Origin of the sequence: Streptomyces flaveus (assembly GCF_014647675.1) — a bacterium.
In the GTDB taxonomy this organism is placed as follows: Bacteria; Actinomycetota; Actinomycetes; order Streptomycetales; family Streptomycetaceae; genus Streptomyces; species Streptomyces flaveus.
The window spans coordinates 51,650-75,832 of record NZ_BMPQ01000027.1 but is presented as its reverse complement, the minus strand read 5'-3'; the positions used below and the strand labels follow the sequence as shown (position 1 = coordinate 75,832).

Here is a 24,183-nt window from a genome sequence, read left to right as displayed (position 1 = left end):
GTTGCCTCGCCCGGAGAGACCCGAGAGATCCGCCCGCCGTCAGGGCACGTACGTGGCGTTCTGCGCCGTGGTGACCACCTTCTGACCGTCGGCCTGGCTCAACAACCCGGCCGACACCCAGGAATTCACGGTCGACTGCACACGCGAGACCAGCGCGCCCTTGTTGGCGAACGGCGCCCCCGCCCAGATCTCGTCGAGCAGCGTCGTCCCGTCGGACTTCGCCGGGTTGGCGACCCCGGAGTCCGTGTTCCCGAAGACGACCTTGGGCTCCGCCCGGCGGACATAGGCGTGCGTCCGGTCCTCGGTGCCCTCGTAGAAGGGGGCGAACTCGGTGCCGTTCAGCGTGTAGTGGAGGGGCTTGCCGGACACCGGCGTCAGTGAGGGCAGCAGGTCTCCGGAGAGTGCGGCGTTCTTGTAGAGCCCGACCTGGAGGTGGCTCGTGCTGGAGTTACGGCCCACCAGGTTGACCGGGCCGTAGAAGAGCGTCTGGAGGGACGGGTCGTCGAGCGCCTTCTCGACCCGCAGCCGGAACGGGATGGTGACGCGTACGGTGTCGCCGCTCTGCCAGTTCCGGGAGACGGTGAAGTAGCTGCCGGGGTTCGGAGTTCCGCTCACCGCGCTGCCGTTGACGGTCACCCGGAAGCCACCGGTCGCCCAGGACGGCACGCGCAGCTTCAGCTCGAAGGTCGCGCTGCCGCCGCTGATGGTGAGCGTGGAGCCCTGCTCCCTCGGGTAGTCCGTGGTCTGCGTGACGGTGACGCCCTTCGCGGACCAGGTCAGCGTGGAGGGGCTGTACAGGTTGACGTACAGGGCGGAGTTGTCGGCCTTCGTGAAGTACACCGAGTCCTGGTACTTGGTGGCGCTCTCCATGCCGGTGCCCTCGCAGCAGGTCGTGCCCTGCTTGGGCGTGTAGTCGCGTACGTGCCCGGGGGTGAGGCCGATGAAGTACGTGACCAGCGGCTTCTCCGCGTCGGCCTTGTCCTGCTTGGAGCCGAGGACCTGGTTGTACAGGCCCCGCTCGTAGTAGTCCATGTACTTCGGGTCCTGGTCGTGGAAGAACAGCATCCGGCTCAGCTTGAGCAGGTTGTAGGCGCAGCAGGTCTCGGCGCTGGTGTCGCTGATCGTGCCCGCGACGAGCCCTCGGGCCTTCCAGAACTCGGCCGTGCTCGTCCCGCCGATGCCGAACATGCGGTGCGGGATGACCATGCCCCAGAAGTTCTTGGCGGCGGTGAGGTAGCGGGTCTCGCCGGTCGCGTCGTACAGCCTGACGTACCCGGTGAAGATCGGGATGTGCTGGTTGGCGTGCAGGCCGTCGAGGGTGTCGGTGTTCGCGGCGCAGGCGTCGATGAGCTTGTCGAGGTCGAACAGCTTGGCCAGCGCGAGGTGTTCGGCCTTGCCGGTGATCGAGTGCAGGTCGACGATCGTCTCGACGATGCCGCCGAACTCGCCGCTGGAGAAGATGCCCCACATGCGCTGGAGCGTGGAGTCGGGCAGCTTGGACAGCCGGGAGTACATCCAGTCGCACATGCCGGACGCGAGGTCGAGCGCCCGGTCGTCGTCGGTGGCGAGGTACGCGTCCAGCAGGCCCTTGAGGATCTTGTGCGCGGTGTAGTAGGGCGCCCAGACCTTGGTGTAGTCCGCGGTGGTCCGCGACTCCAGGTCGATGAACTGCGTCTCCGGGTACGCGGCGAGGAAGCCGGGGTGGCTCGGTCCGCCCCAGGTGCGGCGCAGGGTGGCGGTCAGGCCACGGCCCGAGGCGTCGGCGAAGGTGCCGCCGGTGGTGGCGGAGAAGTAGTACGACGCGAGGTTGCCGAGTCCAGCGGAGGAGTTCTTGGCCTCGTTCGTCTGCAGCGAGGTGATCTCGGCCGCGGTCAGGGCACGCGAGTAGACGTTGAACTCGTCGAAGGCGCCCGCGAACACGGGGTCGGTGGAGAAGTTGGAGCGGCCCAGCCAGTTGTTCGTCAGGGTGCCCAGCGCCGCCGGATTGAGGGTCATCGACGTGTTCTGGGCAACGGCCGAGCCGTTGACGTAGAGCGTGCCGGTGCTGCCGCTGATGGTCACCGCCAGATGGCTCCACTGGTTCAGCGGCAGTGCGGCGGTGCCGTTGAGCCCCTGCTCCCCGCCCGGCCCGCTGGTCGTGATGGCGAACCGCGGTGCTCCGTTCGCGTTGCGGCCGGCCAGGTACATGTACCGGGTGGCGTTGTTGCCGAAGTCGAAGACACGCTGCCAGTTGGCGTTGTGGGTGGGCTTCACCCAGACCGACAGGGTGATCGCCGCGGCACCGCCGAGCACGGCGGCCGGGAGATCGACGTACTGGTACGAGCCCCGGACGTTCTCGTGGGCGCCGCCCCACTTCCCGGTGACGGCGAGCATGCGCGGGGCGGTCCGCAGTGCCGCGCGCACGTCGGTCAGCGCGCCGATCATGGTGCGGATCTTGTCGGCGTACGCCTGGTCGCCGGTGGACGCGTACGCCTGCGACAGCATGGTCAGGAAGTGGCCGGTGTAGTGGCCGCGCAGGTTGCCGTTGGCCTCGCCGTCCAGGCCCTCCCAGCCGCCGGGGGCGACCGCGCCGCCCGTGGAGAGCCCGGCGTTGGCGCGGAAGACCTGGAGCAGCCGGTTCACGTCGTAGCCACGGCCGTGGTCGAGCATCAGCTGGCGCTTGCCGGCGAAGACGCCCTGCCCGAGCTTCACGTCCTCCAGCTCGAACGGCCGCACCGCCCAGGCGGTCGGCGCCGGCAGCCCGGCCGCGACGGCGGCCGCTGCCGCGGCGGCACCGGTCTGGGCGGCGGCGCGGCCGACGGGGATCGTGGACATCACCGGGGTCGCGGCGACCAGGGCGGCGGCGCGAAGCAGGGCTCGTCTGGAGGGGGATGACGCCATGGGGGGCCTCTTCTACTCAAGCTTCTGGTCGGGAGCGATGTCCGATATATCGATCAAGGTTCGGATAACCGACCAGAACGTAAGAGGCGGGCGGGTGCACGTCAATGGTTGCGTCACGATCAGCTCGTACGTGCGCCTGCGACTCACCAGCGACAGAAGTCGCCAAGCGTTCGCGAAGTCTTGACGCGGCCCCACCTGCACCTTACGTTTCGACCGGCTTGCCGAACTCCGTTCGAAATGTCGGCCGTTGGCCGGTGCTGTTCATGGTTCCTGACCGCGCGGCCCGGCAACGTTCCGCGGTCGGGTGACCACAAGAAGGCGACATCCGTCCGGACAGGAAGAGGAAGCCTTATGCGCACAGTCGGTGTGCTCGCCGGATTACTCGTGTTGGGGGCCGCGGTGCCAGCGACGATGGCGACAGCGACGGCTGAGGAGACATCAGCCGCCGCCACGCCCACCATCGTCGTGGCCGTGAACGGCGACGACTCCGCTCCAGGAACGCTCGCGCGTCCGCTGCGGACGATTCAGAAGGCCGTGGACAAGGCGCGGCCCGGTGACGTCATCGCCGTCCGCGGCGGTACGTACGGGATGACCGACAACATCACCATCACCACCTCGGGCACGGCGTCCCAGCCGATCACCCTGGAGTCGTACCAGGGTGAGCGCGTCGTCGTCGACGGGGAGCAACTGCCCGCCAGTCACACACCTGTTGGCGGCAGCATCCCGCGTGCCGAGCGCGGTGCCATCCACCAGGAGGCGTCCCACTGGCGGATCTCGGGACTGGAGATCGTGAACGGCCCGTACGGCATCTACTGCGACGGCTGCAACAACAACGTCTTCTCCGGCCTGCGCACCCACGACAACTACGAGTCGGGTTTCCAGCTTCAGGGCGCCTCCAGCAACAACCAGATCCTGAACCTGGACAGTTACGGCAACCGCGATCCGCGCAAGAACGGCGAGAGCGCGGACGGTCTCGCCATCAAGGAGGGCAGCGGGAGCGGCAACGTGGTGCGGGGCGCGCGGCTGTGGAACAACGTCGACGACGGCTTCGACGCCTGGGAGTTCACCTCGCCGATCGTCATCGAGGACACGGTCGCGTACGGCAACGGCTTCAACCGCTGGAACTTCCCCGACTTCGCGGGCGACGGCAACGGCTTCAAGATGGGCGGCGGGGATCCCGACCCGTCGGTCGCCCACACCCTGCGCAACAGCGTCTCCTTCAAGAACGCCAAGCACGGCGTCACCGACAACGGCAACCCGGGCGCGCTCGCGCTGAGCCGCAACTCCACCTTCGGCAACGCCGGTACGGGCTTCGACGCCGACGGTGCGGGATCGCGTGCCGTGCTGAAGGAGAACCTGTCGGTCGCTGACGGGCGGGCCGCCGCCGTGGGCTCGGGCACCGTCGCCACCGGCAACTCCTGGAATTTGGGCGGCAGTTGGGGCGAGTCGTCCGTCCAGAGCACAAACCCTGCCGCGATCACGGGGCCCCGCGACGCCGACGGCTCGCTTCCGTCCGCCGCGGGCTTCCTGGTCCCGCGTAACGGCACGGCCATCGGGGCGCGCCTGTGAACTGACCGCTGCGTACGGCCCGTTCCGCAGGGCCCCGAACAAGAAACAGGGCCCATGGGACGGGCCGTACCCGCAGAAGAAAGCACCGAGGAGAGCCGCACATGAACACACCGGACAGACCCGCCGCCATACCGAACGACACCAGATCTCCGAACTCCCTGACACCGTCCCGCCGCGGCGTGCTGCGGGCGATGGCCGCCCTCCCCGCTTCGGCGGTCCTGCTGGGCGCACTGCCCGGAACGCTCGGCTCGGCTCTGGCCGCCGCACCGCCCCGCGGCTCCGCCACCCGCTACACCATCGTGCCGTTCCTCAACAGCACCGATGCCACGGTCAACGTGTACGAGTCCGACGACGCCACCGACTTCCGTCTGCTGAAGGCGTCCGCGTACACCCCGCCGGCGGGCCGGATCCGTGACGCCAGCATCTTCCGGCACTCCGACGGCTACTACTACGTCACGTACACCACGCACACCTGGCAGGGCACCAGCACCACCATCGGCTTCGCCCGCAGCTCGGACCGGGTCAACTGGACGTTCCTGTACGACTACACCGTCCCCATCGCGAACCTGTCGCGCGCCTGGGCACCCGAGTGGTTCGTCGACAGCGACGGCAGCGTGAACATCATCCTGTCCTGCTCGACCGCCAACGACCAGTGGATCTTCACGCCGTATCGACTGAGGGCCACCAACTCCGCGCTCACCGCGTGGAGTTCACCCGTGGCCCTGTCCGGCATCGGCGCCAACCACATCGACACGTTCATCGTGAAGCTCGGCTCCACCTACCACGCGTTCACGAAGAACGAGACGACGAAGTACATCGAGTACGCCACCGCCACCGCCCTCAACGGCCCGTACACCATTCGCAGAACCGGCAACTGGGCGGGCTGGGGCAGCACCCGCGAGGGCGCCGCACTGATCCAGCTCGACAACGGCGCGTGGCGGATCTTCTTCGACGGCTACGGCGACGGCAGTTACTACTACAGCGACAGCTACGACACCTTCGCGACCTGGAGCGCCCCGAAGAGGCTGCCGTCGATCTCCGGCACGGCACGCCACTTCACCGTGCTCAAGGAGACGGTCTCCGGCGGGGTGAACCTGCCGGCGAACGTCAGCCGCTCGCTGCGCTCGGCCAACTACACCACCCGCTACTGGCAGGAGCAGTCCGCCCTGCTCAACCTCCCCGTGGTGAGCTCCACGAGCAGCGCCGCGGAGAAGCAGGCGGCCACGTTCACGGTCGTGCCGGGTCTCGCCGACGCGGGCGGCTACTCCTTCCGCAACGCGGCCGGGAACTATCTGCGCCACTGGGACTTCCGGGCGCGCTTCGACACCAACGACGGCTCGTCGACCTTCGCCAGGGACGCCACGTACATCGCCCGTACGGGCACGGCGAGCGGCTCCGTCCGCTTCGAGTCGTACAACTACCCGGGGTACTACCTGCGCCACTACAGCTACCAGCTCCGGGTGGACCCGACGGACGGCACCGACGTGTTCCGCCAGGACAGTTCCTTCGTGCCCGTCACACCACTCTGACCTGCACGACAGTTCCGTCCCACAGATCTGCGCGCACATCGCGTGCACACTTGCGGCGGCGCATTACGGCACATCGGTCGTGTGCCGGGTGCGTTCGGCGATCATGATGTCCTTCTGTCCTCTGTCCTCCTGATCGGTAACGGCTGAGTGGCTCCCTCGACACCAGCCAGCAACTGCCGCCACCACGATCGTGAGTCCACCACTGCGGCCCCGGACGTCTGCCCGGGGCCGCAGTGCCATCTGCTACGGAGTCAGCCCGATACCGTCGGCCGTCCCACGCTCATGTACGTGAAGCCCAGGCCCTTCATCGTCTGCGGGTCCAAAAGGTTCCGGCCGTCGAAAATCAGCGGGCGCCGCATCACCGTGCGAGCCTGCCCCCACGACACCCCGGCCAGCTCCGGCCACTCCGTGACGATCAGCGCCGCATCCGCCCCGCTCACGGCCTCCAGCGGTGTCGCGTGACGGCTTACGGACGTCCACGGCTCGATGGCGCCGGGCTCCGCCAGCGGATCCCAGCAACGCACCGTCGCGCCCTCGGCCAGGAGCCGCGAGGCGATGATCGTGCTCGGCGCCTCCCGCATGTCGTCCGTGCCGGGCTTGAAGGTCATACCGAGCAGAGCGACCGTACGGTCCCGCAGACCGCCCAACTCGGCCTTCAGCCGCTGGATGTGACGGCGCGACTGCAGATCGTTCACTTCGATGACCGCGGTCAGAAGCTGGAACGGGTGACCGGAGTTGGTCGCCAGCGCGCGCAGTGCACGCGAGTCCTTCGGGAAGCAGGAGCCACCGTAGCCAAGACCCGCCTTCATGAAGTGGGACCCGATCCGCGGGTCCATGCCGATGGCCCGAGCGACCTGTTCGATGTCGGCACCGGTGGCCTCGCACACCGTCGCCAGCTCGTTCGTGAGCGAAATCTTCGTGGCCAAAGCCGCGTTCGCGCCCAGCTTCGTCATCTCGGCGGAGGCGACGTCCATCACCAGGACCGGCCCGTCGACGCCCTCGTGCAACTCGGTGATCAGTTTGGCCGTGGCATCCTCCCAGACCCCGACCACGACGCGGTCGGGGTGCATGAAGTCGCCGACGGCCTTTCCTTCTGCGGTGAATTCGGGGTTGGAGGCGTATCCGACGTGTTCCAGCCCGGCTGCGTCGAGGGCGGCCCGTACCCTCTCGCCGGTGCCCACCGGGACGGTCGATTTCACGACCACCGCCGTGAGGTGACTGGCGCCCTTGAGCGCCTCGATCACCGCGAATACCCGTGACAGGTCAGCATCACCGGACGGCATCGGCGGGGTGTCGACGCAGACGTAGACCACCTCCGCCTCGGCGACCGCTTCATCCGCATCCAGCGTGAAGCTGAGTCGGTCCTGGTTGCGGGCGATCATGTCGCCAAGGCCGGGCTCGAAGATTGGCACGTCGCCGGCGCGAAGCATCTGGATGCGTTCCGGAACGATGTCCCGGACGACGACAGCGTGGCCCAGTTCCGCGAAGCAGGCCCCGGTGACCAGTCCGATGTAGCCAGCGCCGAACACTGCGACCTTGCGAGTCATCCTGGTGATCCATTCTTGCGTCGACCGTCGACGCGGGTACTGGCGTAGCGGGCACGGAGCAGGTCCCAGGGTAACGAGAGCCCAACCGATTCCGGTGCGCTTCCCACAGAGCCGCCTGCGATCTCCGTGATGAACGAACAGCACTTGACCTGTGGCGATACCGAATCTTGCTGCTGTACCGAGCATGAGTCGACGGAAAAATGCCACCGGCGGCAATGAAATGGATACTCGCGGACAATTGTGGCCGGGCGGCGAGTGGATGCCTTCCTCGTAGCCGTCGGGCCGGACCGAAACGGTGCCCGAAGTGGCGCAGCCTGCCGCCCAGCCGACCGTCGAGGTCGCGCCAAGCGGCCCCGTGCAGGAGCCGGCCAACAGTCAGCCGGCTCACCCGGCCGTCGTCGCCCCAGAGGCGGAGATGGAATCCGTCGGGGAGTCGGCGAAGCGGCAGGCACCGTCTGTGGTCCCGGCTGTCGAGCCTGCAACATCTGCAGTCCAGCCCACGCAGTCGGCCGAACCTGTTGCGCAGTACGGCCCGTCTCACGTCACGTCCGCGGCTCCTGGTGCGGGCCCGGCCGCCGAGGTGGCGGTTCGTCCGGAAGTTCCTCCGATGGCAGGCGGTACAGCGTTCCCAGTGAGGACCGATGCTCCAGGTTCCCACCAGGAACAGGACCTGCGATCGCAGGAGGCGCCCAGCGAGGGAACACCGTGGGCTCACGGCCCCGGCCGTCCCAAGGACATTCCCGATACTGCCGTCATTCTCAACCAGCGCATCATCGCGCGCGAGAGTCTCGACTCCTCGGTCCCGGCCGCGTTGAAGCTGAAGAAGCGGATCAAGCGGTTCGCGCTGGACAACGAACTCGACCACCTGCCCATCGGCGACATCGTGGCCCTCGCCCTGGACACCTTCCTCCGCGCCAAGGGCTACCCACCCGACCCCACCACTCCCAACGCCGAAACGACCCCTAAGTAGACCTTATGAAGCGTTCGGAACGAAGCGCGCGAGTTCGTGGAATCTTGGGTGCCCAAGGGGCTGAACCCGCCTCGGAGTCGCCCATCGAAGCAGCCCTGGCGGACGTGTTCCACCTGCCGACGGGTGCCGGGATTCCGTACGGAGGTTCCGCCCGTTGGACGGAGGCGAGTGTCTCGCCGAGGGGCGCCGTTCGGCCCTCGCGTCAGATCGGCCAGTTTCCAGGTCGTGGTGATGGCCGCAGCGGAACGGACTCGGGAAGCGGGGTCGCCGCCGCCGGTGACAGGCCATCGAGGATGAGGGAGAGGTAGCGGCGCCAGCCGTCGCTGGCCGGGTCCATGGTCCACAGCAGGCTGAAGAGCATGGCCATGATTCTGGGCATGTCGTCCGGTACGAGGTCGGCGCGGATGCGTCCGACCTCCTGGGCCCGACGGGTGAGGAGGGTCAGCGACGCGTAGTACGGGCCGATGGCGTCCGAGATGACGGCGCCGGCGTTTCTCGCGGCAGCCAGGGTGTTGTGCTCGCGGGCGGCCAGCGACATGGCGGCGTCGATCACGGAGTTGAGTGCCAGGAGCGGGTCGTCATCGAGGAGTGCCTGTTCGATGGCCGGAGCGATGCACTCGGCGATGCCCTGTTCTAATGCGGCCTTCGCGAGGACGGCCTTGTTGGGAAAGCGCCGGAAGAGCGTTCTGATACCGACCCCGGCGTGTTGGGCGATCTCGTCCAGTTGTGCGTCGGGGCCGCTCTCGGCGAAGACCTCGCGGGCGGAGCGCAGGATCCGCTCGGCGTTGCGGGCTGCGTCGGTCCGCAGGAGTCGCTCGGAATCTGTGGCCACGAAGACAGAGTACCAAGAGGCAGTTGACTGCCACTTGCATCAGGGGCACCATGGAACTGGCAGTCAGCTGCCAGTTACCGCTGCATGTCGGCTCGCGAATGATCCGGTGAGTGGCGAACGCGGAGCGCTGTGTGCAGTCCATGACGCGTGTAGTGCCTCTGCGTTCTTCGAGTGGTCACGACGGCTCGCTCACCAGTACCTCGGCGCCTTCCCCCCCACGACGCTCCAGGAGGTTCCATGTCCACCACGACCGGCACCGATGACGCCATCGGTCTTCCCGAGTTCCCCGCTGACCGCGACGCACGCTGCCCTTTGGCCCCCGCCCCCGAGTACCGGGAGTGGCGGGAGACGGGTGGTCTGCGACGGGTGAACTGGAACGGCCACGCCGCCTGGGCCGTGAGCCGGTACGAGGACGTCACGGCCGCGATGACGGACCCGCGGATCAGCGCAGAGGTCCCCATGCAGCAGAGCAGCATGGCCGGCGCCCAGATGTTTCCCCGGATGGACGACCCCGAACACGCCCGGCTGCGCCGCATGCTGACCAAGGACTTCACGGTCAAGCGGGTCCAGGCCATGCGCCCGCGGATCGAGGAGATGGCGAACGAGTTCATCGACACCATGGTCGCCTCCGGCAGTCCCGCGGATCTGGTCGAGGCGTACGCGCTGCCCATTCCCTCCCTGGTGATCTCGATGCTGTTAGGAGTGCCTTACGACGACCACGCCTACTTCCAGGACATCACCTCCGTCCTGATGAGCCGCACCGCCACGGAGGAGGAGAGGCAGAAGGCGAGGAAGTCGATCTTCGGCTACCTGTTCGACCTCATCGGGAAGAAGGAACGCGAGCCGGACGATGCCCTGATCAGCCGCGTCGCGCGCGAGCACCTCCAGGAAGGGCAGCTGAGCCGCGAGACCTTGGCGATGAACAGCTTGATCCTCCTCAACGCCGGGCACGAGACCACCGCGAACATGATCGCGCTGGGCACCCTCACGCTGCTGGAGAACCCGGCCGCGCTCGCGCGGATCCGCGACACGGACGACCCGAAGGTGGTCTCGGCCGCGGTGGAGGAGCTCCTGCGCCACCTCACGATCGTGCATAACCTGGTCACCCGAGTGGCCAAGGAGGACATCGAGCTCGGTGGCCGGCTCGTCCGCGCCGGTGACCTCCTGGTCATGAACCTCGCGGCAGCCAACTGGGATCCCGACTTCGTCAGCGACCCCGACCGCCTCGACATCGAGCGCGACGCCCGCGGACACGTGGCCTTCGGACACGGCGTGCACCAGTGCCTCGGACAGGTCCTGGCCCGTGCCGAACTCGAGATCGCCCTGCCCGTGCTCCTGCGCCAGCTGCCCGGCCTGCGGCTCGCGGTGCCGCCGGAGGAGATCAGGTTCCGCAACGACATGAGCATCTACGGCGTTCACGCGCTGCCGGTCGCCTGGTGACACGGCTCGGGCGCCCTGCAGCACGAGGGCCGGTCGCCGCCACCCGCATGCTCGCCGGATCCCTGGCGGACGCGCGGACCGGCGGCGCGAACGGCCGCCCGTCGATCCCGCGGCCCTGGAGATGATGAACACCCTCACTCGCAGCCTCGACCCGGCGCTGGTCTCGCCCGTGGTCGCCTTCCTGGCCACGAGGACTGCCCGTTATCCGGTGAGGTCTACACCGCAGGTGCCGGACAGGTCGCGCGGTTCTTCGTCGCACGGACGCAGGGCTACCACAACCCGGCGCTGACGGCTGAGGACGTACGAGACCACCTCGACCGGATCCGGGACGAGACCGACTCCTTCATCCCCGCTGACCCCGGCATGGAGATGGCCCACCTGCTGCGGAGCACCACACACCACCCATGAGCAGGCGCCTCGCATACCTGCTTCGGCGGATCACTGCTCGTCCACCCCCTCCCCCCACAGGAGCAACCATGAGTACGGCGACCGACCAGACCCAGCCGAACGACGGCACCGGCCTTCCCGACTACCCCGGCACGCGTTCCCCCCGCTGCCCCTTCGACCCGCCCCCCGTGCAGGCCGGTTGGCGGCGCGCCGACGGGCTGCTCCATGTGCGGTTGAGCAACGGCCGCATCGCCTGGGCGGTCACCCGGTACGACGATGTCAAGCAGGTACTGGGCGATCCGCGGCTCAGTGCCGACGGACATCGCTACCCGCAGCTGATGGAAACCCAGCAGCACGGCCAGCCGCAGGCGTTCCCGCGGATGGACGATCCCGAGCACTCCCGCATCCGGCGCACCCTCACCGGCGAGTTCACCGTCAAGCGGGTCGAGGCGATGCGGCCGCATGTCCGGTCGCTGGTCGACCGGTTACTGGAGGAGATGATCGCCGCAGGTCCTCCGGCGGACCTGGTGCGCACGTACGCCCTGCCGATTCCGTCCCTGGTGATCTCGATGCTGCTCGGGGTGCCCTACGACGACCACACCTTCTTCCAGACACGCAGCGCCACGCTGATGCGCAAGGGAACTCCACAGGAGGAGAGGAAGACAGCGAGCGGCGAACTGTTCGGCTACCTCCTGGATCTGGTGAAGCGCAAGGAGCGCGAGCCGGGGGACGACCTCATCAGCCGGCTGATCACCGAGCGGGTGGTCGCCGGAGAGCTCACTGATCTCGACGTGGCCATGAACAGCATGGTCCTCCTGCACGCAGGGCATGAGACCACGGCCAACATGATCGCGCTGGGGACGCTGGCCCTGCTGGAGAACCCCCGGCAGGCCGACCGGATCCGGAACACCGACGATCCGAAGGTGGTCGCCGCCGCCGTCGACGAACTGCTGCGGTACCTGTCGATCGCCCAGGACATGCTGGTGCGCGTGGCGACCGAGGACATCGTCGTCGGCGGTCACCTCGTACGGGAGGGCGAGATGCTGGTCTTCGGTGTGCCCTCCGCCAACCGGGACAACAGCGTCTTCGAGACCGCCGACGTCCTGGACCTCGACCGCGACGCCCGAGGACACGTGGCCTTCGGACACGGCGTCCACCAGTGTCTCGGCCAGTCCCTCGCCCGCGTGGAACTGCAGGAGGCCCTGCCCGCGCTGCTGCGCAGGCTGCCGGACCTGCGTCTGGCCGTACCCCTGGAAGAGCTGAGTTTCCGTCACGACATGGTGGTCTACGGCGTGTACGAGCTGCCGGTCGTCTGGTAGCCGCAAGGCCGCCGCCCCTGAAAACCCCCTGCCTGAAGCCCCACCCCTGAAGAACCGAGGACGAGAAACCATGCGTGTGGAGCTGGACGAACCGAAATGCGTCGCGGCCGGGCAGTGTGTGATGGCCGCCCCCGACGTGTTCGACCAACGGGACGAGGACGGCGTCGCCGTGGTGCTGGAGGAGCACCCCGCCGCCGAACTCCCCGACGGCGTACGGGAGGCCGTGGCCGTCTGCCCGGCCGCGGCGATCCGCTTGGCCGAGCGGTGAAGCGGATCGTGGTCGTCGGTGCCTCGACCGCCGGTCTGGCGGCGGCCGAGACACTGCGCCGGGAGGGCTACGACGGCACGCTGACCCTGGTCGGCGACGAACTCCACCCGCCCTACGACCGGCCCCCGCTGTCCAAACAGGTCCTGTCCGGTCAGTGGGACGTCGACAGGACGGCCCTGCGGACTCCGGAGGACCTCGCCGCCCTCGGCCTCGACCTGCGCCTCGGCGCCGCCGCGACCGGCCTCGACACCGCCGCGCGTCTGGTGCGGCTGGCGGACGGCTCGACGGTGCCGTACGACCGGCTGGTCATAGCGACCGGTGTACGGCCACGGCGCCTTCCCGGTGACGGTGTCGCCCACGTCCTGCGCACGCTCGACGACGCGCTCGCCCTGCGGGAGAGGCTGAAGCCGGGCAGCCGCCTGGTGGTGGTCGGCGCAGGCTTCCTCGGCGCCGAGGCCGCCGCCGTGGCATGGCGGCTCGGTGTGGAGGTCGTCCTGCTCGAACCCGCCCCGGTGCCACTGGCCCACGCGGTTGGCACGGAGGTCGGACAGATCCTCTCGCGGGCCCACCGCGACCATGGCGTGCACCTGCGCACCGGGGTCACCGTGACCGGAGTGACCGAGCGCGGCGTGCGTCTGGCGGACGGCGAACTGGTCGAGGCCGACGAGGTGTTGGTGGCCGTCGGATCGCTTCCCAACACCGAGTGGCTGGGCGGCAGCGGCCTGCCGGTGGCCGACGGCGTGCTCTGCGACGAGTACTGCCGTGCCGCGCCGAAGGTGTACACGGCCGGGGACGTCGCCCGCTGGCACAACCCGCTGTTCGGGACACCGATGCGGATCGAGCACCGTACCAACGCGGCCGAGCAGGGCATGGCCGCGGCCCGTAACCTGCTCCACCCTGAGACCGGCAAGCCGTTCGCGCCGGTGCCCTACTTCTGGTCCGACCAGTACGACATGAGGATCCAGGCGTACGGATATCTGCGCGGCCACGACGAAGTGGCCGTCATGGAAGGCGACTTGAGCGAGCGCAGGTTCGTGGCCGCATACCGCACCGGCGAGACGCTGACCGGAGTCCTCGCCGTCGGCATGCCGCCCAAGGCCATCCGCCCGTGGCGCCAGGCCATCGCTACCGGCACTCCCTGGCACGACGCACTGGCCTCCAACGCGCTTTAGGCCGGCGCGCACGGGCCCACCGCCCGAATGAGCAACCCCTACCTGCTCCCTGTCCTCACCGACGTCAGCCCATTCCGTTGCGGCCGCTCTCAGCCCGCACCCCCACAGGGAAGGCTCACCCATGTCCGGAACACACCCGCCGACCGCCCAGGCGCAGAATTTCCCGTCGTTACGTCTGGGCGTCGTGGTGGCGACACTCGCCTTCACCGGGATCGCCGCCGCGATGACGCAGACCCTGGTGATCCCGATCGTCCCCCTCCTGCCCCGACTGCTGGACGCCCAGGCCTCGGACACCGCCTGGGCCGTCACGGCCACGCTGCTGTGCGGCGCAGTCTCCACTCCCGTGACGGGCCGGCTCGGCGACATGTACGGCAAGCGGCGCATGCTCCTGCTCGGCGTCGGCCTGATGGTGCTGGGCTCGGTGATCTGCGCGCTGAGCGACTCCCTCGGTCCGCTGCTCGTCGGACGGGCGTTGCAGGGACTGGCGGCGGGCGTGGTGCCGCTGGGCGTGAGCATCATGCGCGACGTACTGCCCGCCGAGAAAGTGCCCGCGGCGACGGCGGCGATGCTCGGCTCCCTCGGCGTCGGCGCCGCCCTGGGCCTGCCCGCCGCCGCGGTCATCGCCGACAACTTCGACTGGCACGTGCTGTTCTGGGTGTCCGCGGCCCTCGGCGCAGTCGCCGCCGGGCTCGTGTTCCTGCTGGTGCCCGAGTCGAAGGTGCGTACGGGCGGGCGCTTCGATCTGATGGGTGCGGTCGGCATGGCGGTGGGCCTGGTCTGCCTGCTCCTCGCGGTCTCCAAGGGCGCCGACTGGGGATGGGGAAGCGGTACGGTCCTCTCCCTGTTCGCCGTGGCCGTGATCGTGCTGCCGCTGTGGGGCTGGTTCCAACTGCGCGCCCCGCAGCCCATGGTGGACCTGCGCACCACCGCACAACCGCAGGTACTGCTCACCAACCTCGCCGGACTGGCGCTCGGCCTCGCCCTGTTCGCGATGAACCTGGTGCTGCCACAGCTGCTCACGATGCCTGAGGCCACCGGCTACGGTCTGGGCAAGTCTCTGGTCGTCACCGGCCTGGTCATGGCTCCGCAGGGTCTGACGATGATGGCGGTCTCCCCGTACGGAGCGCGCATCACCAAGACCAAGGGGCCGAGGGTGACGCTCATGATCGGGTCCGTGATCGTGGGAGCGGGCTACCTGCTCACCATGGTGATGATGTCCGGGCTCTGGCAGGTCATCGTGGCCTCCTGCATCGTGGCGACAGGAGTGGGCTTCGCCTACGGCGCGCTGCCCGCGCTGATCATGGAAGCCGTGCCGGTGTCCGAGACCGCCGCCGCCAACGGCCTCAACGCCCTTATGCGTTCCATCGGCACGACCGTTTCCAGCGCTGTCGCCGGCCTGATCCTGGCGCACATGACCACCGACTTCCACGGCGTGCACATCCCGACGGAGAACGGCCTGCGTGCCGTCCTGGCCCTGGGCGTCGGCGCCGGTGTCCTCTCCTTCACCTTCGCGAGCCTCATCCCCCGTAGACCCCCGACAGAGGTCCCCGCCCCGGCGGAGTCAGCCGCCGTGAAGACCGCGGGCGCGGAGTAGGACGCTGCTTCCAGCAAGTAGGAAGCTGCATATTCGGTACCCACACGCCTGCACACCGTGCTCCGTGGGCGTGTGGTTCTGTAAGGGCGCCCGCCCCCACACGGCGAGCGCCCCGGGGTTCGCACGTCCTCAGCACGTCGGACGGCACGTCGCACGGCGCGGAAAGCGCGGTCCCTCTACACGGCATGAGCTTGACTCTGAAGCTCCTGTAGATCGTCAAGTGGCTGGAGATGCCGATGGTCCGGTCCTGAAGGCGCTGGTGAGGTGGTGGTAGACCTCGCGCGCGACGAAGCGCTTACCGCCAGAGGCAGCCACACACGCCGCCGTGCACCCGTGCCAACTCTCCCCACTCCCCTGAGATCCACCGGAAAACTGATCAAACGGTACATGCGCCCGAGCCATCCACTGTGTCATCCTACCTATCTCTCTAATTCCCCTCCCTGTCCGTCCCATTGACACCGCGGCGAGTCCCTTCAATCATCAGACATCCGATGAATTGGAGCCGCTCATGGGTACGTATCCGAGACGTCAGGTCCTGGGCGCTGCGGCCGGAGTCGCCGCCGCGGCAGCCCTTCCCCTCACCTCAGCCACCGCCGCACACGCCGCCGAACCGCTCCCGGAGCACGCCGGGCCGTGGGCTCCCGTCCCCGACCCCGTCCCTGTCCCGCTCGACACCCTCTACGACAACGACGGCATCGACACCGCCTCCGCACGGGGCGGCGACTTCGACGGCTCGGGCTACACGTTCCCGGGGGAGGAACTTCCGACGGGCCGTGTCGAAGTCGACGGCGTGCCCTTCGTCTTCCCGGCCTCCGCTGACGGCGCGAAGAACAATGTCGTCGCACTCGGCCAGCGCGCCGAACTGCCCAAAGGCCGCTACCTCTCGGCCGTCTTCCTCACCGCGGGCAGCTATGGCAACGCCTCCGGCACAGCTACGGTCCACTACACGGACGGCTCGACCACGACCGCCACCCTCGGCGGTTCCGACTGGTACTCCGCGGGCGGATCTCTGTCGGTGCCGTACCGCTACGGACCGGACGGCACCAGGGACGAACACCGCGTGGGGATCGGCACGTCCGAGCTGTGGCTCGATCCACGGCGCGACGCCGTAGCGATCACGCTTCCGGTGACCAACCCGGCGGAGGCGAACAAGACCTCGCTCCACGTGTTCGCGCTGTCCCTGCAACCTGCCGCTCAGGGACGCGCGCTGGCTCTGCGCGGGGCCCGGTCCACCAACTCGCTCCTGGAGTCGTCCGGCGCCCAGAGCGTCGAAGCCACCGTCGTCAACGCGGGGACGGTCGCCGTCCTGGCCGCGGACGGCGTGTCGGTGCGCGTCGAGGTTCCGGGAGCCCGCACCGTCGAGGCCGCACGCGTCCGCCGTCTGGACCCCGGCGAGCAGGCCCGCGTCCGCGTGGGCATCCGCAACCGTGTGGGCACCGCCCCCGGCACGGTCCGGGACGGCTCGGTGACCGTCACCGGACGCGGATCTCAAGCCGCCGCGCAGAAAAGCCGGTTGACCCTCGGAGTCGCCGACTACCAGCCCACTGCGGCTTCTCTCTCCGGCCACCAGGCGCCGTACTGGTTCCACGGCGCCAAGTTCGGCATCTTCATCCACTGGGGTGTCTACTCGGTGCCCGCCTGGTCGCCGGTCGGAAAGCAGTACGCCGAGTGGTACTGGAACCACATGCAGGACCCCGCCAACGCGGTCTTCGCGTACCACCGCGAGAAGTACGGCGAAGGCTTCGCCTACGACGACTTCATCCCGATGTTCACGGCGGAGAAGTTCGATCCGCGCGCCTGGGTCGAACTGTTCCGGGACGCGGGCGCGGAGTACCACGTGCTGACCTCGAAGCACCACGAAGGCTTCGCCCTGTGGGACACGAAGGTCTCCGACCGCAGTTCCGTGAAGATGGGCCCGAAACGGGACCTCATCAAGGAACTCTTCGAGGCGTCCCGCCGCTACACACCCGAACTCCACCGCGGGCTCTACTTCTCCATGCCCGAGTGGTTCAACCCGGACAATCCCTGGATGGGTCACGCCCCGCGCAATCCATACACCCGGGAACCGGTGCCGTACACGGGTTACACCGCGGGCAAGGACTTCGTGAAGGACTACCAGGCCCCGCAGATGCTGGAGCTGATCCAGGGCTACGACCCGGAGCTCATCTGGTGTGACATCGGCGGCGCCAACGACAGCCTGAACGTCCTCGCCGAATACTTCAACCACGCCAAGAACCGCCCCCGGCCCATCGAGGTCACCGTCAACGACCGTGCGGGCATCGCCTTCCACGACTTCACCACGCCCGAGTACACGACGTACGACAACACGGTCGTCGCCAAGTGGGAGTCCAGCCGCGGCCTGGACCCCTTCAGCTACGGCTACAACCAGGCGACACCGGACGACGCCTACATGACGACCGAACAGGTGGTGCACAGCCTCGTCGACATCGTCTCCAAGAACGGCAACTTCCTCCTCGACATCGGCCCGCGTGCCGACGGCACCATCCCTGAGATCATGCAGACCCGGCTGCGCGAGACAGGCCGCTGGCTGCGCACCAACGGAGAGGCGATCTACGACACCACGTACTGGTCCCGGATGGCCGAACTGGGCGAGGACCTGCGGTTCACCGTCCGCCCGGACGAGGCCTTCTACATCCACTCCCTGGCCAAGCCGGGCGCCAAGCTCACCGTCGAAGCACCGATCCCGATCCGCAGCGGCGACAAGGTGACGATGCTCGGCCACGGCCGGCCCCTGACATGGACCCTCAGCAACGGGGCGCTGGTGATCGACATCCCCGAAGCCGCACGCAAGGCGGGGCAGCATGCGTGGGTCTTCAAAGTGCACTGGCGTGGCTGAGACTCGACGTACGCCCTGAACACGACCGGTGGTCGCGACGGCACGATGCCGCTCGCGACACCGGTTCCTCAACGGATGCTGATGCGGTACGTCATCGGGGCACGCCCCTTGAATCCTCCCCTCCCTGAAGAGTGAGGGGATTCCTGGCCCAGGCAGTCCGCTGAGGCAGCGCCTCAGCACGGGACACACCGATGCGCTCACCGCAAGCCTTCAGGTGTTGCCAGAACCCAGCTCCCACGTACAAAGCCAGGCGTGTGGGCACCGCTTTCATGTTCGGCGCGCACTGGTGCCTTCACTTCTGGTCCGCTCTCTATGTGCTCACTGGTCACAGTCCCTTGAGAACGCGAATGCGGTCGGCCTTCATGCGCCGGGCGACGGCGGTGTCGAAGGCGATGGCTTCGAAGGCGTGCGGGATGGAGGGGTGGACGTGGAGTTCGGTGCTGACTCCCGCTGCCGCGGTCCGCCGTACGTAGTCGATGTCCTCGTCCCGAAGGATGTCGAGTTCAAGGGCCTCCATATCGACTCGACGGCATCGGCTCGACGAGTCAGTCATCAGGAGGTGAGTCCCGCGTCGCGGGCCACGAGGGCGGCCTGGACGCGGTTGGTGACTTCCAGCGCGGTCAGGACACGGCTGACGTGGGCCTTGACGGTGCTCTCGCGCATGGCGAGGCGGGTGGCGATGTCGGCGTTGGTGTCGCCGTGGGCGAGCAGGGTGAGCACGTCGCGTTCGCGGGGGGTGAGCCGGTCCAGCCGGGCCTTGGCAGCGGTTGCTTCGGGCTGGTTGGCCGCGTGGTAGCGGTCGATGAGACGGCGGGCCGCGGTGGGGTGGAGCATGGCCGAACCAGCGGCCACCAGGTGGACGGCGCGCAGTATTTCGGCGGGGTCGGTGTCCTTGAGCAGGAAGCCGTCGGCTCCGGCGGCGAGGGCGTTGTAGACGTACTCGTCAAGGTCGAAGGTGGTCAGGGTGATCACCTTCGGCGGGTGAGGGATGGCTCGCAGGCGGGCGGTGGCGGTGATGCCGTCCATGTGGGGCATGCGTACGTCGACGAGGGCGACGTCGATGCGGTGGGCGGTGGCCTGTTCGATGGCCTTCAGGCCATCGGGGGCCTGGGCGACGACCTCGATGCCGGGGTCGCCGTCCAGGAGGTCGGCCAGGCCGAGGCGGACCAGGGCGTCGTCATCGACGATCATGGTGCGGATCATGTGCGGGTGCCGTTCTGTTCGATGCCGGCGGGGTGGGGGATGCGGGCGGCCAGTCGCCAGGCGCCCGCGCCGGCCGGTCCGGAGTCCAGGTGCCCGCCGAGGGCGGTGACGCGTTCGCGCAGGCCGACGAGGCCGTAGCCGCTGCCGACGGTGTCCGTACGGGGAGTGCCAGGGGGGTTGGTGACCTCGACGAGGGTGGCGGGCGGCCCGTAGTCGATGCGTACGGTCACCGGAGCGCCGTCGGCGTGCTTGCGGGCATTGGTCAGTGCTTCCTGGACGATGCGGTACACGGCCAGACGGTGGGTGGTCGGAGCCCGCTCGGGAAGGCCGTCGGTGGTCAGCTCGATGTGCTGGCCGGCGGCGCGGGCCTCGTCGGCCAGTTCCCCTACTTCCCTCATCACCGGCGTGAGCGCGGCGCTGGTCGGCGTGGCGTCGGGGCCGGGGTCGGAGTCGCGCAGCACACCGAGAACGTCGCGCAGATCGGTGAGGGCTTCGACGGACGCCGTGCGCAGCAGACCGAGTCGTTCCGCGACCGGTGCGGGCAGCATGTCGTTCTTGGTGGCCAGCACGCCGGTGTGCAGCGCGATCAGGCTCAGGCGGTGGGCCAGGACGTCGTGCATCTCGGCGGCGATACGGGACCGTTCCGCGATGCGGGCCGCTTCCTCGCGCAGCTGCGACTCGACGCGCAGATGCTCCATGTCGGCGGCCAGCGCCTGGATCAGTCCCCGACGGTTGCCAAGCCACAGTCCGACGACGGCGGCGACGAGTAGCACGAACAGCGCGGACACATACCGTTGGTCGACCCACACCCGAGTTGCCGGGTAGCCGAGCAGATTGACGCCCAACGCAACGGCGGCGCAGCCCGCCGCCACCCGCATCCGGCGCGCCACGGCCAGGTCGAACATGACGATGCCCAGCAGCGGCACCGTGAGCCATCCCCACCACGCGGTGACCGCGGTGACCAGGAACGGCGCGAGAGGCCATCTCAGCCGCGGCACGAGCAGAGCCACCGCGCACACCACCGCGGAGGCGATGACCGGGGCCACGTACTGACCGCTGCCGATCGACGCACCGTTCACCGCGGCGGCCAGCGCGAGAAACGCCACGAGTCCTGCACGTCCGGCGGCTGCTGCCCACCTTGAGGCCTTGTTCCTGCCCACCTTCGCGATCCTAGACAGACTCACGCTCCCTTCCATCTGACGATCGACACTGCCTGCCCCCTACTTTCGTAGGGGGACACCGTCGCAGAACGACGGATCCGATGCCGGACGCGGCTTTCTAGCGTCAATTCCATGAACGACTGGACCACTCCCCACGACCGCGTCCCGGCGCAGCGCAATGCCGAAGGCTGGACGTTCCTGATCGAGGCAGCCCGTGATCTGCGCACCACGGGTGCCGTAGCCCCCAGCGGCAAGGCCCTGGCCCGCGCGCTCACCGATCCCGTACGGGCTCAGGCGCCCCGCCCGCTGGCGGTCCTGGAAGCCGGTGCCGGCACCGGCGCGGTCACCCGCACCCTGATACCCGAACTGCCCCGAGCCAGCCGCCTGGACATCGTCGAGGCAAATCCGCGTTTCGCCTCGCGACTGCGCAGTCTCGTCACCACGCACCCGCACCTGACAGCCACGTCTGCGCAGGTGAACGTGCATCAGACCTACGTCGAGCAGCTCGACACCGACCAGCGCTACGACGTCATCGTCTCCGGGCTGCCGCTGACCAACTTCACGCCCGTGCAGGTCGAGCGCATCATGGCCCGCTACATGGAACTCCTCCACCCCGGCGGCACGCTGACCTACTTCGCCTACCTCGGCACCCGCAAGGCCCGCGCCCTGACGGCACCGCGAGCCGAAGCCTGCCGCCACGCCGCCGTGGACGAGATCATGGCCACCTACCAGCGCACCTATGCCACGGGCCGCTGGACGGTATGGGCCAACGTTCCCCCCGCCTACGTCTGGCATCTGCAACGACCCCTCGTCTCCGCGGACCTGATCGAGCCGCAGTCCGTCGAGGCGAGTCGGTGAACGCGCTCTCCGACATCCTCGGCCACATCTCCCCGGCCTCGGCGTACGCGGTGGTGGCCGCCGCTGTCCTGGCCGAGTCGATCCTTCTCGTCGGCGCTTTCATCCCCACGCTCACCCTGCTCCTGACCGCCGGCGCGCTGGCTCGCACCGGCCACATCAGCCTTCCTCTCGTGATCGCTGCCGCGGCCGGAGCCGTGGTGGCGGGTGACTTCCTCGCCCATCGCACCGGCAGACTCCTCGGTGATCAGCTGCGCGGAGGCCGCATAGGCCGTCGGATACCGGGTGCCGCCTGGCACCAGGCCGAGACGCTGATGACGCGCCACGGCGGCCGAGCGGTCTTCCTGGCCCGTTTCCTGCCGGTGGTGCGCACCCTCGCCCCGCACTTCGCGGGCGCCACCCGCCTGCCCTACCGGCGCATCGCTCCCTACAGCGTCGTCGCCGCCTGTGTGTGGGCCACAGCCGAAGCAGGTGTCGGATACGCCGCCGCGACCTCTCTCCAGCGCGTCCTGACGCTGGGCGGCCCCGCCTTCGCCCTGGTCGCTCTGATGGCGATCGGGGGCGCGCTGTTGTGGCGAAGGAAGCGCCGCCCGCTGTCTGAAGCCCAGGAACCGGCGCCCGAGCCTGGTACGGCGTCCTCCGGCCATGTTCAGGCGGGCCTGACGAGGCCGGTGTCGTAGGCGAAGATCACGGCCTGGACCCGGTCCCGGACCCCGATCTTGGTGAGGATGCTGCTCACGTGTGACTTGACGGTGGACTCGGCGAGGGAGAGGCGTTTGGCGATCTCGGTGTTGCTCCAGCCGGTCGCGATGGCGGTGAGCACTTCGCGTTCGCGGTTGGTGAGGCGAGCCAGCTGCCGTTGCTGTTCGGGCGTGTGGCCCGGCAGACGGCTGCCGAAGGCGTCGATAAGCTTGCGGGTCAGACCGGGCGAGATGACGGCGTCTCCGGCGGCCACCGCGCGGATGCCGGAGACCAGTTCGTCGGGCAGGGCGTCTTTGAGCAGGAACCCGGACGCTCCGGCGCGCAGGGCGTCGTAGGCGTATTCGTCGAGGTCGAAGGTGGTCAGGACCAGGATGCGGGAGCGTCCGCCGGACTCGATGATGCGTCTGGTGGCCTCGATGCCGTCCATGCCCGGCATGCGGACGTCCATGAGGACGACGTCGGGCTTGAGCTCGGCGGCCTTGCGGACGGCTTCGGCACCGTGGGTGGCCTCGCCGATGAGGGTGAGGTCGGGGTGCTGTTCCAGCAGCATGCTGAAGCCGAGGCGTTGCAGGGCCTGGTCGTCGACGATGAGCACGGTGGTCATGCGCGAGGGTTCTCCGTTGTGGTCGTGGTGACAGGCGGGGTGGTCAGGAGGCGGGCGTGGACGCTCCAGCCGCCTTCGCGGTTGGGCCCGGCGGTGACCTGGCCCTGATAGATGGCCGCGCGCTCGCGCATGCCGACCAGACCCCGGCCGCTTCCTGCGCTCCGTCTGCGGGAGCGGAGTGCGTGGAGGGGCCCGGTGTCCTCGACATCGACGTGGACCGTCTCGGAGCCGACGGCTACCCGGACGCTGATGGAGGTGTCGGCGGCGGCGTACTTGAGGGTGTTGGTGAAAGCTTCCTGGACGATGCGGTAGACGGCGAGCTGGAGACCAGGGGCCGGCGCGGTGAGGTCGCCGTCGGTGCCGAGGGTGACGCTCGGTCCGGCGGCACGGACGCGTTCGATCAGCGGACCGAGGTCGGCCAGGCCGGGCTGCGGGCTGAGCGGGGCTTCGTCCGGCCGGTCGTTGTCGTCGCCGATGACGGCGAGTAGGCGGCGCAGTTCGGCGAGGGCGCCACGGCCGCTGTCGGCGATGATCCGCAGGGTTTCGGCGCCGCGCTGAGGCTTTGTCTCGGTCAGGCCCGCGGCGCCGTCGGCGAGACCGACCATGACAGCGAGGGTGTGGCCGAGGATGTCGTGCATCTCCCCGGAGACGCGGGCACGTTCCTGGGCGACGGCGAGACGGGCCTGCTGGTCCTTCTCCTTCTGCAGGCCGGCGATGACGACGTTCACCAGGCGGGTGGCGAGGCCGAGCCCGGCGATGGCCGTCACCGTCACCACCCCCAACAGCAGGAGGATTTCCGGCCGTCTGGCGTACTCCAGCTGACCGTCGCTCCACAGCGTGACGGCCCAGGCGACCAACTGCACCAGGGAGATGGTGACGGCGATGAGCAGCTGGCGGGGGGTGCCGAAGCGGCCGACGTTGAACAGGGCCACGATGCGGGCTACGTCGGCACTGGCGTTGGCGTCATGGAGGGACCCTGTGGAGGCCATCAGCACGGCGGTGGCAGTGATGAGCGCGAAGACCAGCATGGGCCTGCGCTCCCGCCACAGCAGCGGAACGGCCACGGCGACGGTGAGGACCAGCTCTTCGCCGACCCCGGATTCGCCGGCGGGGTTGAGCATGGACGGCAGTCCCAGGACGGCGCAGAACAACGGTACGCCCCACCTCCGGACCCGGGGGTGGGTCCGGTCCGCCCACCGCCAGGAAGACAGCCGAGCGATGATCGACACAATCACACGTTGCTCAGCGTCGCTCGTCAGTGCCTCGGGCAGCTCGGGTCGGCTGGGGACGTGTCG

19 protein-coding genes are annotated in these 24,183 nt (G+C 68.7%); 11 read left to right on the top strand and 8 right to left on the bottom strand.

The features are described from left to right. Nucleotides 1-39: 39 nt before the first annotated feature. Complete coding sequence (locus IEZ21_RS36095) at nt 40-2,880, bottom strand: beta-L-arabinofuranosidase domain-containing protein (RefSeq protein WP_189326037.1); 2,841 nt, start codon at nt 2,878-2,880, stop codon at nt 40-42. Between the two features lie 411 nt (nt 2,881-3,291). Between IEZ21_RS36095 and IEZ21_RS36090 the strand changes: the two genes are divergently transcribed. Then, nucleotides 3,292-4,449 carry a right-handed parallel beta-helix repeat-containing protein gene (locus IEZ21_RS36090; RefSeq protein WP_246568488.1) on the top strand — a complete coding sequence of 386 codons (1,158 nt, stop codon included), beginning with the start codon at nt 3,292-3,294 and terminating at the stop codon, nt 4,447-4,449. A 101-nt stretch (nt 4,450-4,550) separates the two neighbouring features. Then, nucleotides 4,551-5,978: a glycoside hydrolase family 43 protein gene (locus tag IEZ21_RS36085; protein ID WP_189326035.1), complete on the top strand. Its 1,428-nt coding sequence runs from the start codon at nt 4,551-4,553 to the stop codon at nt 5,976-5,978. Nucleotides 5,979-6,229: 251 nt separating this feature from the next. Here the strand turns inward: IEZ21_RS36085 and IEZ21_RS36080 are convergent, their stop codons facing one another. Further along, nucleotides 6,230-7,897, bottom strand: coding sequence for a UDP-glucose dehydrogenase family protein (locus IEZ21_RS36080; protein WP_246568486.1), 1,668 nt, complete (start codon nt 7,895-7,897; stop codon nt 6,230-6,232). A 259-nt stretch (nt 7,898-8,156) separates the two neighbouring features. Between IEZ21_RS36080 and IEZ21_RS36075 the strand changes: the two genes are divergently transcribed. After that, a complete protein-coding gene (locus IEZ21_RS36075) occupies nt 8,157-8,495 on the top strand; it encodes a hypothetical protein (protein ID WP_189326033.1) in 339 nt (112 codons plus the stop codon). 202 nt (nt 8,496-8,697) lie between these two features. On the opposite strand, the gene IEZ21_RS36070 is transcribed toward IEZ21_RS36075, so the two are convergent. Continuing rightward, nucleotides 8,698-9,327 (bottom strand): TetR/AcrR family transcriptional regulator, encoded by a 630-nt coding sequence (locus tag IEZ21_RS36070; protein ID WP_033319314.1) that lies wholly within the window; start codon nt 9,325-9,327, stop codon nt 8,698-8,700. A gap of 237 nt (nt 9,328-9,564) precedes the next feature. On the opposite strand from IEZ21_RS36070, the gene IEZ21_RS36065 reads away from it, so the two are divergent. From IEZ21_RS36065 to IEZ21_RS36040, 6 genes are all read left to right on the top strand, one after another. Next, entirely contained in the window at nt 9,565-10,767 is a 1,203-nt protein-coding gene (locus tag IEZ21_RS36065; protein WP_189326032.1) for a cytochrome P450, read from the top strand. A 476-nt stretch (nt 10,768-11,243) separates the two neighbouring features. Further along, the gene (locus IEZ21_RS36060; protein WP_189326031.1) at nt 11,244-12,473 is read left to right on the top strand and encodes a cytochrome P450; all 1,230 of its coding nucleotides are present in this window, start codon (nt 11,244-11,246) and stop codon (nt 12,471-12,473) included. A gap of 70 nt (nt 12,474-12,543) precedes the next feature. After that, nucleotides 12,544-12,741 carry a ferredoxin gene (locus IEZ21_RS36055; RefSeq protein WP_189326030.1) on the top strand — a complete coding sequence of 66 codons (198 nt, stop codon included), beginning with the start codon at nt 12,544-12,546 and terminating at the stop codon, nt 12,739-12,741. After that, nucleotides 12,738-13,913, top strand: coding sequence for an NAD(P)/FAD-dependent oxidoreductase (locus IEZ21_RS36050; protein ID WP_189326029.1), 1,176 nt, complete (start codon nt 12,738-12,740; stop codon nt 13,911-13,913). Before IEZ21_RS36055 ends, IEZ21_RS36050 begins: the two co-directional genes overlap by 4 nt. A gap of 121 nt (nt 13,914-14,034) precedes the next feature. Continuing rightward, nucleotides 14,035-15,507 carry an MFS transporter gene (locus IEZ21_RS36045; RefSeq protein ID WP_189326028.1) on the top strand — a complete coding sequence of 491 codons (1,473 nt, stop codon included), beginning with the start codon at nt 14,035-14,037 and terminating at the stop codon, nt 15,505-15,507. Nucleotides 15,508-16,015: 508 nt separating this feature from the next. Further along, nucleotides 16,016-18,364 carry an alpha-L-fucosidase gene (locus IEZ21_RS36040; protein WP_189326027.1) on the top strand — a complete coding sequence of 783 codons (2,349 nt, stop codon included), beginning with the start codon at nt 16,016-16,018 and terminating at the stop codon, nt 18,362-18,364. Nucleotides 18,365-18,689: 325 nt separating this feature from the next. Here the strand turns inward: IEZ21_RS36040 and IEZ21_RS36035 are convergent, their stop codons facing one another. Genes IEZ21_RS36035 through IEZ21_RS36025 form a run of 3 tightly spaced genes read right to left on the bottom strand, consistent with a single transcriptional unit; the run spans nt 18,690 to nt 20,727 of the window. After that, a complete protein-coding gene (locus IEZ21_RS36035) occupies nt 18,690-18,881 on the bottom strand; it encodes an alpha/beta hydrolase fold domain-containing protein (protein WP_213089399.1) in 192 nt (63 codons plus the stop codon). A gap of 35 nt (nt 18,882-18,916) precedes the next feature. Next, nucleotides 18,917-19,567, bottom strand: coding sequence for a response regulator (locus tag IEZ21_RS36030; RefSeq protein ID WP_189326025.1), 651 nt, complete (start codon nt 19,565-19,567; stop codon nt 18,917-18,919). Next, nucleotides 19,564-20,727 (bottom strand): sensor histidine kinase, encoded by a 1,164-nt coding sequence (locus IEZ21_RS36025; protein WP_373302352.1) that lies wholly within the window; start codon nt 20,725-20,727, stop codon nt 19,564-19,566. The genes IEZ21_RS36030 and IEZ21_RS36025 overlap by 4 nt, the downstream gene beginning before the upstream one ends. 132 nt (nt 20,728-20,859) lie before the next feature. On the opposite strand from IEZ21_RS36025, the gene IEZ21_RS36020 reads away from it, so the two are divergent. After that, nucleotides 20,860-21,585, top strand: coding sequence for a class I SAM-dependent methyltransferase (locus tag IEZ21_RS36020; RefSeq protein WP_189326023.1), 726 nt, complete (start codon nt 20,860-20,862; stop codon nt 21,583-21,585). Then, entirely contained in the window at nt 21,582-22,262 is a 681-nt protein-coding gene (locus IEZ21_RS36015; RefSeq protein WP_189326022.1) for a DedA family protein, read from the top strand. The genes IEZ21_RS36020 and IEZ21_RS36015 overlap by 4 nt, the downstream gene beginning before the upstream one ends. On the opposite strand, the gene IEZ21_RS36010 is transcribed toward IEZ21_RS36015, so the two are convergent. Further along, nucleotides 22,232-22,888 (bottom strand): response regulator, encoded by a 657-nt coding sequence (locus tag IEZ21_RS36010; RefSeq protein ID WP_033319305.1) that lies wholly within the window; start codon nt 22,886-22,888, stop codon nt 22,232-22,234. The two genes, IEZ21_RS36015 and IEZ21_RS36010, sit on opposite strands and share 31 nt — an antisense overlap. After that, the gene (locus IEZ21_RS36005; protein WP_246568485.1) at nt 22,885-24,039 is read right to left on the bottom strand and encodes a sensor histidine kinase; all 1,155 of its coding nucleotides are present in this window, start codon (nt 24,037-24,039) and stop codon (nt 22,885-22,887) included. Before IEZ21_RS36005 ends, IEZ21_RS36010 begins: the two co-directional genes overlap by 4 nt. Nucleotides 24,040-24,183 lie beyond the last annotated feature (144 nt).

Coding starts and splice junctions, on each gene's coding strand:
- IEZ21_RS36095 (WP_189326037.1), bottom strand. CDS start 2,880: ATGGCGTCATCCCCCTCCAGACGAGCCCTGCTTCGCGCCGCCGCCCTG.
- IEZ21_RS36090 (WP_246568488.1), top strand. CDS start 3,292: ATGGCGACAGCGACGGCTGAGGAGACATCAGCCGCCGCCACGCCCACC.
- IEZ21_RS36085 (WP_189326035.1), top strand. CDS start 4,551: ATGAACACACCGGACAGACCCGCCGCCATACCGAACGACACCAGATCT.
- IEZ21_RS36065 (WP_189326032.1), top strand. CDS start 9,565: ATGTCCACCACGACCGGCACCGATGACGCCATCGGTCTTCCCGAGTTC.
- IEZ21_RS36060 (WP_189326031.1), top strand. CDS start 11,244: ATGAGTACGGCGACCGACCAGACCCAGCCGAACGACGGCACCGGCCTT.
- IEZ21_RS36055 (WP_189326030.1), top strand. CDS start 12,544: ATGCGTGTGGAGCTGGACGAACCGAAATGCGTCGCGGCCGGGCAGTGT.
- IEZ21_RS36045 (WP_189326028.1), top strand. CDS start 14,035: ATGTCCGGAACACACCCGCCGACCGCCCAGGCGCAGAATTTCCCGTCG.
- IEZ21_RS36040 (WP_189326027.1), top strand. CDS start 16,016: ATGGGTACGTATCCGAGACGTCAGGTCCTGGGCGCTGCGGCCGGAGTC.
- IEZ21_RS36035 (WP_213089399.1), bottom strand. CDS start 18,881: ATGGAGGCCCTTGAACTCGACATCCTTCGGGACGAGGACATCGACTAC.
- IEZ21_RS36030 (WP_189326025.1), bottom strand. CDS start 19,567: ATGATCCGCACCATGATCGTCGATGACGACGCCCTGGTCCGCCTCGGC.
- IEZ21_RS36020 (WP_189326023.1), top strand. CDS start 20,860: ATGAACGACTGGACCACTCCCCACGACCGCGTCCCGGCGCAGCGCAAT.
- IEZ21_RS36010 (WP_033319305.1), bottom strand. CDS start 22,888: ATGACCACCGTGCTCATCGTCGACGACCAGGCCCTGCAACGCCTCGGC.